At 73.2% G+C, this 12466-nt stretch carries 10 protein-coding genes; 7 read left to right on the forward strand and 3 right to left on the reverse strand.

Annotation, left to right across the window (positions count from 1 at the left end):
* The first annotated feature begins 18 nt into the window (after nucleotides 1-18).
* The 3 genes from JT1_RS11865 to JT1_RS11875 are packed head-to-tail and all read left to right on the forward strand — an operon-like array spanning nucleotide 19 to nucleotide 2788.
* On the forward strand, nucleotides 19-753 hold the full coding sequence (locus JT1_RS11865; protein WP_169701971.1) for a hypothetical protein: 735 nt from the start codon (nucleotides 19-21) through the stop codon (nucleotides 751-753).
* A complete protein-coding gene (locus tag JT1_RS11870; RefSeq protein ID WP_068326650.1) occupies nucleotides 750-1490 on the forward strand; it encodes an SDR family NAD(P)-dependent oxidoreductase in 741 nt (246 codons plus the stop codon). The genes JT1_RS11865 and JT1_RS11870 overlap by 4 nt, the downstream gene beginning before the upstream one ends.
* Nucleotides 1490-2788: a hydroxyacid-oxoacid transhydrogenase gene (locus JT1_RS11875; protein ID WP_068326653.1), complete on the forward strand. Its 1299-nt coding sequence runs from the start codon at nucleotides 1490-1492 to the stop codon at nucleotides 2786-2788. Before JT1_RS11870 ends, JT1_RS11875 begins: the two co-directional genes overlap by 1 nt.
* A 39-nt stretch (nucleotides 2789-2827) precedes the next feature.
* On the opposite strand, the gene pdxH is transcribed toward JT1_RS11875, so the two are convergent.
* From pdxH to JT1_RS11890, 3 genes are read right to left on the reverse strand one after another with little or no spacing between them, the layout of a single operon-like run.
* Entirely contained in the window at nucleotides 2828-3532 is a 705-nt protein-coding gene (gene pdxH / locus JT1_RS11880) for a pyridoxamine 5'-phosphate oxidase (RefSeq protein WP_068329134.1), read from the reverse strand.
* 10 nt (nucleotides 3533-3542) lie between these two features.
* Nucleotides 3543-5537, reverse strand: coding sequence for an acyltransferase family protein (locus JT1_RS18425; protein ID WP_068326656.1), 1995 nt, complete (start codon nucleotides 5535-5537; stop codon nucleotides 3543-3545).
* Complete coding sequence (locus tag JT1_RS11890; protein WP_068326659.1) at nucleotides 5534-7513, reverse strand: acyltransferase family protein; 1980 nt, start codon at nucleotides 7511-7513, stop codon at nucleotides 5534-5536. The genes JT1_RS18425 and JT1_RS11890 overlap by 4 nt, the downstream gene beginning before the upstream one ends.
* 129 nt (nucleotides 7514-7642) lie before the next feature.
* Between JT1_RS11890 and JT1_RS11895 the strand changes: the two genes are divergently transcribed.
* The 4 genes from JT1_RS11895 to JT1_RS11910 all read left to right on the forward strand — a co-directional run bounded on the left by JT1_RS11895 (nucleotide 7643) and on the right by JT1_RS11910 (nucleotide 12320).
* Nucleotides 7643-8752, forward strand: a complete 1110-nt coding sequence (locus JT1_RS11895; protein WP_068326662.1) for a citrate synthase 2 — start codon at nucleotides 7643-7645, stop codon at nucleotides 8750-8752.
* Between the two features lie 22 nt (nucleotides 8753-8774).
* Nucleotides 8775-9677: an LppX_LprAFG lipoprotein gene (locus JT1_RS11900; protein WP_068326664.1), complete on the forward strand. Its 903-nt coding sequence runs from the start codon at nucleotides 8775-8777 to the stop codon at nucleotides 9675-9677.
* 55 nt (nucleotides 9678-9732) lie between these two features.
* Entirely contained in the window at nucleotides 9733-10854 is a 1122-nt protein-coding gene (gene serC / locus JT1_RS11905; protein WP_169701972.1) for a phosphoserine transaminase, read from the forward strand.
* 83 nt (nucleotides 10855-10937) lie between these two features.
* The gene (locus JT1_RS11910; RefSeq protein ID WP_068326670.1) at nucleotides 10938-12320 is read left to right on the forward strand and encodes an ArnT family glycosyltransferase; all 1383 of its coding nucleotides are present in this window, start codon (nucleotides 10938-10940) and stop codon (nucleotides 12318-12320) included.
* Nucleotides 12321-12466 lie beyond the last annotated feature (146 nt).

Here is a 12466-nt window from a genome sequence, read left to right on the forward strand (position 1 = left end):
GGTCGCTAGGTTGGGGTGGTGCACACCACAGCCGAGACGACCACCGTGACCGCGCGCCACGCCGGCCCTCCCGGGTGCGGCAACGGCGGCTGGGTCAGCGGCCTGCTCACCGAACGACTCGACGATCTCGTCCCCGCCGAGGGGGACCTGACCTCGGCGACGGTACGCCTGAGCGCCCCGACGCCTCTCGAGCGTCCACTGCGGTGGGAGGTCGACGGGTCGGTCGCGGACGGCCCCGACCTGGCCGTGCACCTGCTCGCCGGGGAGACGCTGCTCGCCACCGCCCGCCGGAGCGCTGCTCCCGACCTCACGATCCCCGCGCCCGTGTCGCACGAGGAGGCCCGGGCTGCGTGGGGTCGCTTCGACGCGGCCGGCCACCCCTACCCCGGGTGCTACGTGTGCGGGCCCGACGCCGAAGGGGGTCTGCGCGTCTTCGTCGGACCGGTCACCGGCCGCGACGACGTCCTCGCCTCCCCCGTGACCCTCACCGAGGAGGGACTGCCGCCGGTGCTCGCGGCGCTGGACTGCCCGGGTGCCTTCACCGTCGGCTTCGGCGAGGAGGCGCTGCTGCTCGGGACCTTCACCTCGACGGTCCACGCCGAGGTCCCGCTCGGGCGTGAGCTCGTCGTCATCGCCTGGGAGACCGGGCGCGAGGGCCGCAAGCGCCACACCGGCACCGCCCTGCTCGACGGCGAGCGCGTCCTCGCCTCCGCCGCCGCCACCTGGATCGCCCCCGCCGAGGAGACCTCATGACCCGCCCCCTCGCCCTCGTCACCGGTGCCAGCTCCGGCATCGGCGCCGCCACCGCCCGGGCCCTCGCCGCTGCCGGCCACGAGGTCGTCTGCGCAGCCCGGCGCACCGAGCGGATCACCGAGCTCGCCGCCGAGATCGACGGCCGCGCGGTCACCTGTGACGTCACGGACGCCGCCTCGGTCGGAGCACTCGCTGCCGAGGTCGGCGACCGGCTCGACGTCCTCGTCAACAACGCCGGCGGCGCGTACGGCCTCGACCCGGTCGCCACCGGGGACGTCGAGGACTGGCGGGCCATGTACGAGACCAACGTCATCGGGACCCTGCGCGTGACGCAGGCGCTGCTCCCTTCGCTCGTCGCGGGTGAGGGGATCATCGTCAACGTCGGCTCGACCGCTGGACGCACCTCCTACGAGGGCGGCGCCGGGTACACCGCCGCCAAGCACGCGCTCGCGACGATGACGGAGACGATGCGCCTGGAGCTCGTCGACCAGCCGGTGCGGATCACCGAGATCGCGCCGGGCATGGTGCACACGGAGGGCTTCTCGCTGACGCGGTTCAAGGGTGACGCCGAGCGCGCGGACCAGGTCTACGCGGGCGTCGCCGAGCCGCTCGTCGCGGAGGACGTCGCCGATGCGATCACGTGGATGGCGACCCGCCCCAAGCACGTCAACGTCGACCTCATGGTCATCAAGCCACGCGCGCAGGCCGCTGCGCACAAGGTCCACCGGGAGTCCTGATGATGCTGCCCACCCCGAGCACGCCGGAGACGGTCTTCACCTATGCCGCGCCGAGGTTGAAGTTCGGTCCCGGCGCGATCGCCGAGATCGGTCACGACGTGGGTGCGCTCGGTGCGCGCTCGGCCCTCGTCGTCACCGACCCGCGTCTGGCCGCGACCGGTCACCCGGAGCGGGTCGCCGAGGCCCTGCGCTCGGCCGGGTTGCGCGTCGAGGTCCACGACTCCGCCGCCGTGGAGCCGAGCGATGCGTCGCTGGCTGCCGCTGTCGAGCGGGCGAAGGGGGCGGCCCCCTTCGACGCCGTCGTCGCCGTGGGTGGCGGGTCGAGCATCGACACGGCCAAGGTGGTCTCCCTGCTCCTCACCAACCCGGGCGAGCTCATGGACTACGTCAACGCGCCCGTCGGTGGCGGTCGTGCGCCCGAGCAGCCGGTGCTGCCGGTCGTCGCGGTCCCGACGACGACGGGCACCGGAGCCGAGTCCACGACGGTCTGCGTGCTCGACGTGCTGGCAGCGAAGGTCAAGACGGGCATCAGCCACGAGCGGCTGCGCCCCGTCCTCGCGGTCGTCGACCCGGAGCTCACCGCGACCCAGCCGCCCGGGGTCACCGCGTCGGCCGGCATGGACATCCTCTGCCACGCCCTCGAGTCGTGGACCGCGCGGCCGTACACGAGCTACGAGCACAAGAGCGCCGGGCAACGGGTGCCCTACTGCGGGTCCAACCCGATCGCGGACCTCTACGCGGAGAAGGCGATGCGCCTCCTGGCCGGCGCCTTCCGCGGGGCCGTCTCGGGCGACGAGGCGGCGCGCACCGACATGGCGCTCGCGGCGACCTTCGCGGGCATGGGCTTCGGCAACGCGGGGGTGCACGTGCCGCACGCCAATGCCTACCCCGTCGCGGGTCGGGTCCACGACCTGGGCTCGGACTTCCGACCGGACGGGTACGACGTGGACGAGGCGATGGTCCCGCACGGCATGGCGGTCGCGTCGACCGCACCTGCTGCCTTCGCGCTGACCTTCGAGGCCGACCCGCAGCGACACCTGGCAGCCGCCGGGTGGCTGGACCCGGGGGGGCTCGACGCGGACGTGCCCGAGCCGGAGCGCCTCTCGGCGGTCCTGCGCCGCCTCATGCGCGACATCGGCCAGCCGTCCGGTCTGGCCGAGATCGGTTACGGCGAGGCGGACGTCGACGGCATCGTGTCGGGGACCATGCAGCAGCAGCGGCTCCTGGCGACGGCGCCTCGCGAGGTCACCGAGGAGGACATCGCCGGCGTGGTGCGGGCCTCGATGCACCACTGGTGAGGCGGCCGGCTCGGCGCCCACCCGGTCTCCGGGGCGGGGTCAGGGCTGCAGCCGCTCCACCCGCCACGCGCTCGCCACGTCGAGTCCCCCTTCGCCGACCCGCGTCCAGCGGAAGCGGTCGTGCAGGCGGTTGCTGCGCCCCGCCCAGGCCTCGAGCTCGTCCACGACGATCCGCCAGCCACCCCAGTCCGTCGGTCGCGGCACGTCCTGCCCCTCGTACCGCGCCTCGACCTCGGCCCAGGCCCGCTCGAGCGGCTCGCGGCCCTCGACCGGCTGCGACTGGTGGGAGACCCACGCGCTGAGCTGCGACCCGCGCGGCCGCCCGGCGAAGTACGCGTCGAGGTGCGCGTCGTCGACCCGCTCGGCCCTCCCGCGGAAGCGGACCGCGCGGAACATCGCCGGCCAGGTCAGCGTCGCCGCGACGAAGGGCGTCGCCTCGAGCTGCCGGCTCTTCGTCGACGCCAGGCTCGTGACGAACCCCGGCCCCACCGGGTCCAGGAAGCGCATGAGCACCGTGCGCACGTCCGGCCGCCCGTCTGCGTCCACCGTGGCCACCGCGAAGGACAACGGCTCGGGCACGTCGCCGCGATCGACCTGGCGCGCCCGGGCCTGCTCGACCCACGACGTCACGAGAGCGAAGGGAGCGCCGGGCACCTCCCCTTCGGACAGCCCCTCGCCGGAGTAGTCCACGTGGTCCGGCGACGGCGGTGTGCGGGGGATGATCCCGTCGGGCGAGGCGCTCATGGGCGCCACACTACGACGACGACTGCGATGCCTCGACGACCCGCGGCGTCAGCCAGGTCCACACGGACGCGGCGCCGGCCGGCGAGAAGTGCACGGTGTCGCTGTAGAGCGGCACCCCGTTGATCTCGGGCGTGAAGCCGTCGGCGCACAAGGGCTCCCACAGGTCGAGGACGTCGCGCCGGACACCGGAGGTCGGCTCGGCGCCGTCCCCCTCCCCCTTCGCCCACTGCGTGACGGTCTCGTTGACCCACGCGATGTTGACGGGGTCCGAGACCGGGCCGGCGAACTGCCGCAGCGACGGGTCGAGCCTGTCGGGGTCGACCTCGCGGCAGGGCATCGTCGTGACCTGCACGTGCGTGACGCCGGCCTCGTGCGCCCGCCGCTCGATGTCGGTGAGGGTGCGGCGGACGAGCGCCGCGTGCTCCGGGCTGCGGGAGCCGATGGTCTGCCCGTCGACCTCGTGGTCCCCGATGAGCTGCGCACCGGGCAGGACGAGCAGGTCGCTCGCCCCCGCTTCGCGCACCTTGCCGGGCCACTCCTCGCGCCACCGGTCGCACGAGGCGTCCTCGGGCACGGGCTGCCCGCCGGAGAGCATCGGGGCGTCGACGAGGTCGCAGCCGATGCGCGACTGGCTGGTCATCGTCACGCCGGGGTAGGCGTCCGCCTGCCAGCCGTCGGCGAGCGAGACGCCGACCGAGTCGCCGAGCAGCGCGAAGGAGACCGGCGGGTCGGCCGCGGTGAAGTCGCCGTCGGATGCGACGAGCGGTGGGACGTCGAGGTCGTCGCGACTCACCGGACGGGTGAAGACGAAGCCCGCGAGCAGCGCCACGGCCCCGACCGCCGCGACCGGCACCGTCCACCGCGGCGGCCCGGGCCGCCGCGGCACCAGCACGCCGAAGCCGTGCTGCAGCACCGGCACCTCGAGCCAGCGGAAGGAGACGAAGGCGACGACGACGGTCACGGCGAGCTGCACGGCCACCGACACCGCAAGCGGCAGCCCGTCGAGCACCGGACCGAGCCAGAGGTGGATCGGCCAGTGGTAGAGGTACAGGCCGTAGGTCATCTGACCGAGCAGGACCGCGGGTCCCCAGCTCGCCAGCCGGTTGATCGTCATCGGCCGCGGGTCGGTGGCGGAGACGCCCATCATCGCGGCACCGATCGCGAAGAGGAGCATGCCGCCGCTCGAGAAGAGCCACTCGCTGCGCGGCCCGACGACGAAGAAGGCCGAGAGCGAGATGAGCAGGCCGACGACCCCGATGGCCTGGGTCGCGGCGAGCGAAGGGCGCCGCCCCGGTCGACCGCGGTGGTCCCGCCCGAGCAGGACCGCCACCCCGGCACCGACGAGCAGCGCCTGCGCGCGGGTGTCGGTGCCGTAGTACAGCCGGGCGAAGTCGACGCCCTGCCCGGCCAGGTGGGCGGTCCAGAGCGTGGACGCGACGGCGAGGGCGCCGACGACGACCAGGCGCGCGGTGCGGCTGGTCCGGAAGAGGGCGAAGAGCGCGAGCACGAGCAGCGGCACGAGCAGGTAGAACTGCTCCTCCACGCCGAGGGTCCACGCGTGCTGCAGCGGCGAGGGGTTGCCGACCTGCTCGAAGTACGCGTCGTCCCGGCCGATGAGTCGCCAGTTCTGCACGAAGAAGAGCGAGGCCAGCACGTCACCGGCGTCGCGGTGCCGGTGGGCCGAGCCACCGAAGAGCGAGGCGACGAGCACCGCGCCGCACACGACGACGAGCGCGGGCACGAGCCGCTCGGCCCGCCGCCTGTAGAACCGCACGACGTCGATGCGACCGGTCTGCGCCCGCTCGGAGATGAGCAGCCGGGTGATGAGGTACCCGGAGAAGGCGAAGAAGTGGTTGATGCCGACCCAGCCGCCTACGAGCGCCGTGACGCCGAAGTGGTAGAGCAGCACGAGGGTGACGAAGAGCCCGCGGTACCCGTCGAGGGCGGCGAGGCGCTGCGTGCCGGCGGAGGTCGTGAGCTCACCGGTGAGACGGGACCACCTCACGGCCGCGCCTTCGCGTAGTTGTCGCTGACCTCGCCGAGCAGGTAGCTCCAGACCATCGGCGTCCCCTCGGGCGAGAAGTGCAGGTAGTCGTTGAAGACCTGGATGCCCTCGATCCGGTCCGGGTAGCCGTCGGAGCACAGCGCGCCGTGCAGGTCGACGAGCTCGACGTCGTCGTGGCCGGCCGCCCAGCCCTTGACGAGCGCGTTGATCCGGCGGGGGTCCTCGTACTCCTTGACGACCTCGGGGCTGGAGTCGAAGACGACGCGGAACTCCTCGGGGATCGACTCCCGGTTGGGCTTGCGGCAGGGGACGTTGACGATCTGGACCTGCTGCGCGCCGGCGTCGAGGGCCTCCCTTCGCACCGTGTCGAGGCGGTCGGTGATGAGGGCGCGGTACTCCCGGTCGTCGAGCCAGAGGCGCTCGCCGTCGACGACGTGCGGCACGGCGAGCAGCGGCGAGGCGAAGACGAGGAGCACGTCGTCCTGCGCGCTCTCGAAGCGGCCGGGCCACTCCCGCTTCATCTGCGTGCACAGCTCCTCGTTGCCCATCTGGAACCCCGGCGCCCAGCTCATCGGCTCGGAGAGCAGGTCGCAGCCCTCGCGCGAGTAGTTGTGCAGCTCGACCCCGGGGAAGGTCTCCCGCGGGAAGCGCTCGGTGAGGAAGAAGGGGACGGAGTCGCCGTAGACGCCGATCCGAGCCGGCTCGTCGGGCGCGTACGTCGACTGGCCGCGCACGATGTCCGGCGGCGGGCCGGCGGGGACGACCGCGGCGACCTCGGTGTCGTTGCCGTCCTGCGGGGCGCTCTGGGCGACGGCCAGTCCGCCACCGGCGAGCAGCGCGATCGGCACGACGACGGCGACGGCCGGCGTGCGGCGCAGCGACGGGGCGATCCCCCGCACGCCGTGCTTGATGACCGGTCGCTCGAGGTGCTGGTAGCTCAGGTGCGCGATGCCGACGGTGAGCACGGAGCACAGGACGAAGTCGACGATCGCGTTGTCGGACAGGCGCCCGTCGCCGACGGCCAGCCAGATCGGCCAGTGCCACAGGTAGAGCCCGTAGGACAGGCGCCCGGCGTAGGCCAGCGGGCGCCAGCCGAAGACGGTCTGGACCCAGCTCGGCCGCTCGTCGACGCAGGCGATGACGAGCAGCACGCTGCCGACGGCGAAGAAGAACATGCCGCCGAGGTTGAACATCCACCCGGAGTACGGGTCGACGACGACGAAGGAGAAGACGCTCGAGACCACACCGACGACCCCCGCGACCGCGACGACGGGCCGGGAGAAGGTCGGGACGACCCCGCCGCGGCCGGGCGCGAGCCAGACCCCGAGCGCCGCGCCGAGGAAGAGGGCCTGGGCCCGGGTGTCGGTGCCGTAGTACACGCGGGGGTAGTCGCCCGCGTCGTGGAAACCGACGACCGCGGTCCACACGGCCGAGGCCACGGCGGCGAGGAGGAGGACGAGCGTGATGAGGCGTCGCGAGCGCGCCACGGCCATGAGCCCGAGGACGACGAAGGGGACGAGGACGTAGAACTGCTCCTCGATCGCCAGCGTCCAGGCATGACGAAGGGGGGACGCCCCGCCCGCGGTGCCGAAGTACTGGTCGCCGTCGGCGACGAGTCGCCAGTTCATGACGTAGCCGAGGGTCGCGAGCACGTCCCCGCCGATCCTGCGCCGCACGGTGTCGTCGGCCCACACGACGGCGTAGGTGATGACGAAGGCGAGGACGAGGAAGAGCGCCGGCAGCAGGCGCCGGGCCCGCCGCGTGTAGAAGGCCAGGGCGTCGATGTCGCCGCGGGTGACCTTCTCCTCCACGAGCAGACGCACGATGAGGAAGGCAGAGAGGACGAAGAAGAGGTTGATGCACACCCACATGCCCGCGAGCTGGTCCACCCCGAAGTGGTAGGCCATGAAACCGAGCATGAAGAGCCCGCGGACGCCGTCGAGCGCGGGGCTGTACCCCAGGCGGGAACGTGCCACGGCGGGCTCCTCGTGGATCGTGGGAAGGTGGCCGCCGGAGCGGCTCCGGGCATGCTACCGGCCGGTCCTCTCCGACGAGAGTGCTTCAATGAGCACGAGCACAGCCGTTGACCAAGGGAGGCAGCATCCATGTCCGACACCGATGTCAAGCACGGCCTCGAGGGCGTCGTCGCGTTCGAGTCGGAGATCGCCGAGCCGGACAAGGCCGGGGGTGTCCTGCGCTACCGCGGGGTGGACATCAACGACCTCGTGGGCAAGGTCTCCTTCGGGCGGGTCTGGGGCCTGCTCGTGGACGACTCCTTCGACCCCGGCCTGCCGCCGGCGGAGCCCTTCCCGCTCCCCGTCCACAGCGGTGACATCCGGGTCGACGTGCAGTCCGCCCTCGCACAGCTCGCGCCGCTGTGGGGCTTCAAGCCGCTCCTGGACATCGACGACACCCAGGTCCGTGACGACCTGGCCCGCGCCTCGGTCATGGCGCTGTCCTTCATCGCCCAGTCGGCCCACGGCCAGAACACGGCGATGGTGCCGCAGGCCCGGGTCGACGAGGGCAGGACGATCGTCGAGCGCTTCATGATCCGCTGGCGCGGCGAGCCCGACCCCAAGCACGTCGAGGCCGTCGACGCGTACTTCATCTCCGCCGCCGAGCACGGGATGAACGCCTCGACCTTCACCGCCCGCGTCATCGCCTCGACCGGCGCCGACGTCGCGGCCTGCCTCTCCGGCGCGGTCGGCGCGATGTCCGGCCCGCTCCACGGTGGTGCCCCCTCGCGCGCCCAGCACATGATCGAGGGCGTCGAGCGCACCGGCGACGCGACGAAGTACGTCAAGGACGCGCTCGACCGCAAGGAGCGCCTCATGGGCTTCGGCCACCGCGTCTACCGGGCCTACGACCCGCGCGCGGCCGTCCTGCGCGAGACCTGCAGGCGCCTCGGCGCCCCCCGCTACGAGGTCGCCCTCGAGCTGGAGAAGGCAGCGATCGCCGAGCTCGCGGACCGCTACCCGGACCGCAAGATGGAGACCAACGTCGACTACTGGGCCGCGGTGCTGCTCGACTTCGCCGATGTGCCGGGCGAGATGATGACCCCGCTCTTCGTCTGCGCCCGCACCGCCGGCTGGTCCGCGCACGTGCTCGAGCAGAAGCGCACCGGTCGCCTCATCCGCCCGAGCAGCAACTACATCGGCCCCGGCCCCCGCGACATCACCGAGGTCCCCGGGTACGACGCGCTGCCGACCGTCTGACCACGGGCGACGAAGGGGACACATGCGCACGACCTCGCTGACGATCGTCGCTGCGTCCGTGGCGCTCGCCCTGGCCGCCTGCGGCGGCGACGGCGGACCCGGCCCGACGGCCGGGTCCGGGGCGAGCTCGACCGACGCGGCCACCTCGGAGTCGTCCGGGGACTCCCCTTCGTCCACCGGGGGGCGCTCGAACTCCTCGACGCCCACCCCCGAGACCGCCGACCCCTCCTCGGCCACGCCGACGTCCTCGAGCACCACCGCCGGCTCGTCGACGGCGGCCCCGACGGCGACCTCGACCTACACCGGCACGCCCTTCGACGCCCGGGAGTTCACCGACAGGCTCGAGGCGGCCGTCGCGGCCAACCCGACGGTGCACATCGACGTCGAGGCGACCCTCGGCGGCCAGCAGGCCACGACCGCGACCGGCGTGCAGGACCTCGAGGCCGACGCCCTCGACATGGACGTCGACCTCAGCGGGCAGGAGCTCGGCTACCGGCTCGTCGACGGCCAGTACTACCTCGAGCAGCCGCCCAAGTGGGTCCGCGTGGCCAAGGGCTCGGGCAACCCACTCGTCGAGCAGACCCTCGACCAGGTCAACCTGCTGAGCATGCGCAGCCAGCTCGACGCCTTCGTCGCGGGGGTCGAGAAGGCGGGCACCAAGGGCGAGGAGGACGTCGACGGGACCACGACCACGCACTACACCGCGCAGGTCGACACCGACAAGGCCTTCGCCGAGCTCGGCATGGAGCGCGGCGACGGTGTGCCCGAGACGGTCGTCTACGACGTGTGGCTCGACGAGGACGACCTCATCCGCAAGATGTCCTTCGACCTCAACGGTCTGGAGGCCACGCTCACCGCCAGCAGATGGGGCGAGCCGGTGACGATCACCAAGCCCAGGCCGTCGCAGATCGCCAGGGCCGGCTGACCCACCCGTCGGACCGGTTGGGCCGAAGTCACCGTCATGCGCCAAGATCCTTGTCGTGGCTGACGACATCACGATCCCCGAGGAGCTGCGCCCGCGCGAGGGGCGCTTCGGCTCCGGTCCCTCCCTCGTGCGTGCCGAGCAGGTCGCGTACCTGACCTCCATCGCCTCGACGGTCCTCGGGACCTCCCACCGCCAGGCGCCCGTGCGCGCGATCGTCGGCGGGCTGCGCGAGGGACTCGGCGAGCTCCTGTCCCTGCCGGACGGCTACGAGGTGGTCCTCGGCAACGGCGGGTCGACCGCGTTCTGGGACATCGCCGCGCTCGGCCTCGTCCGCGAGCACTCCCAGCACCTCGTCTTCGGCGAGTTCTCGAGCAAGTTCGCCGCGGTGACGCGCAAGGCCCCCTTCCTCGCCGATCCCGACCTGCGCTCGGCCGACCCGGGCTCGCTCTCCTCCCCCGAGGCCGTCGCGGGCGTCGACGCCTACGCCTGGCCGCACAACGAGACCTCCACCGGTGTCATGGCGCCCGTCGTGCGCCCGGCCGGCGCGGACGAGGACGCGCTCGTCCTCGTCGACGCGACCTCCGGCGCCGGCGGTCTGCCCGTCGACATCTCCCAGACCGACGCCTACTACTTCGCCCCGCAGAAGTCCTTCGGCGCCGACGGCGGCATCTGGTTCGCGGTCCTGTCCCCCGCAGCCATCGCGCGCGCCGAGGAGCTCGCGGCGAGCGGCCGGTGGATCCCGGACTTCCTCTCCCTCACCGCGGCGATCGACAACTCCCGCAAGGACCAGACCCTCAACACGCCCGCCGTGGCGACGCTCGCGCTCATGGCGGAGCAGGTGCGGTGGATGAACGAGTCCGGGGGGCTGGCCTTCACGTCGGGCCGCACGGCCGACAGCTCGTCGCGGATCCACGACTGGGCGACGAAGGGGGATGCCACGAGCCTCTTCGTGACCGACCCGGCCGCCAGGTCGCAGGTCATCACGACGGTCGACTTCGTCGACGACGTGGACGCGGCCGCGATCGCGGCGACCCTGCGCCGCAACGGGATCGTCGACGTCGAGCCCTACCGCAAGCTGGGGCGCAACCAGCTGCGCATCGCCACCTTCCCCGCCGTCGACCCGGAGGACGTGTCGGCCCTGCTCGCCTGCGTCGACTTCGTGCTGGAGCGACTCTGACCCTGCGCCCGCGGGCGCGACATCTCGCGCTGCTCACCGCGAGCGGGCTCGGGGCCTTCACGGTCGGGTGGCGCCTCGACGCGGTGCACCTGCGCGGCGACGAGCTGTACTACCACGAGGCCGCACTCGGGCTGCTCGACGGCGACTGGCTCGTCAACGCGCAGCACCCGCCGCTCGTCAAGGAGCTCATGGCCCTGGCGCACCTGGCGCTCGGTGACACGCTGGTGGCCGCCCGCCTCCCCTCGGCGATCGCGACGTGGCTCACCGGGATCGTCATCGCCGTGCTCGTGTGGCGGATCGGACGGCCCGGGCGGTGGAGCACGGTCGCCGGCGTCGTCACGGCGCTGGTGTGGTGGGCGCTGCCCTTCGCGCCGGGGCGGACGGCGACGCTCGAGGCCGTCATGGGGTTCTTCGTGGCCGCCGCCCAGCTCGCCTGGTTGCACGCGGTCGCCCGACGGCAGACCCGCTGGCTGCTCGTCGGCGGTGCCCTCACCGGGCTCGCAGCGGCCTGCAAGATGACCGGCGCGGTCGCCCTGCTCGGGCTCGTGCCGGCAGCGGTCGCGCTCCGGCGGCCACGCGGGTCGGCGCGGGTCCTCCCCTTCGCCGTGGCGGCCGCGGTCGTCGCCGGGCTGGCCTGGCTCTTCCCCTTCGTGCCGATGGAGGGCGACGCCGTCGCGGCGATGACGACGCCGGTGACCTTCCAGCTCGAGCACGCCCAGGCCGGCCACGCCGTCGTCGTGGCCGGCGAGACCCACCAGCACGCGCCGATCTGGTCCTCGCTGTGGTTCAGCGTGGAGCGGCTCGGGGTGCCGGCCGCCGCAGGTCTCGTCGTCGCGCTGCTCGTCGGGTGGGTGCGGCACGGGCTGCGGGCCACCCCGGTCGGCGTGACCCTGCTGGGTCTGGTCCTGGCGCTCTCCCTCTCCCCGGTGCAGCTGCCGCACTACCAGTACGTGTGGTGGCCGCTCCTCGTGGCGCTCGCGGGCGCCGGTCTGGCCCCGAGCTCGGGCTCGCGCTCGGGCAGACGGGCCGTCGCTGCGACGGTGGTGGCTGCGCTGGCGCTGCTGCCTGCCGTCCGGCTCGGTGTCGAGCAGGTCGAGGTCGTGGCCCGGACCCAGCCCTCCGGCCTCGTGCTGGCTCCGGACGTCGTGCGCGCCGAGGTCCCTGCCGGCACGACCCTCACCGTCTGGGCGGACCCGTGGACGGTCAGGACGGCGCTGCCCGAGCGCCACCTGACCACGCGGATGCCCGGCTCCCTCGCACCCCGGGCGCTGCTCGTCGACCCCGCCGTCGCGCGCGGCTCCGCGGCGACGGACCTGGACCTGTGGCGGTCCTGCCGACCGGTGGGCTACGAGGAGCACGAGATCGGCGAGCTGCTGCTCCTCGTGCGCCGGGCCGACCCGCACCCGGCCTTCGAGCCGGCGCCGCGCTGCCTCCCCCTGCTCCCCCACCCCGCCGGGTCGAGGTAATACCGACCGGCTATCCGGTCGGTCACCCTTCGTCCCGTGTCACCTCGACCGGACGAAGGGGGCGCGGCCGCGCCCCCTTCGCCGCCCGTGGGGCTAGAGGAAGGCGGAGAGCACCGCGACGAGGACGAGCGACCCGAGGACGAGCC

The organism is Janibacter terrae NBRC 107853 (genome assembly GCF_001591405.1).
GTDB classification, from domain to species: domain Bacteria; phylum Actinomycetota; class Actinomycetes; order Actinomycetales; family Dermatophilaceae; genus Janibacter; species Janibacter terrae.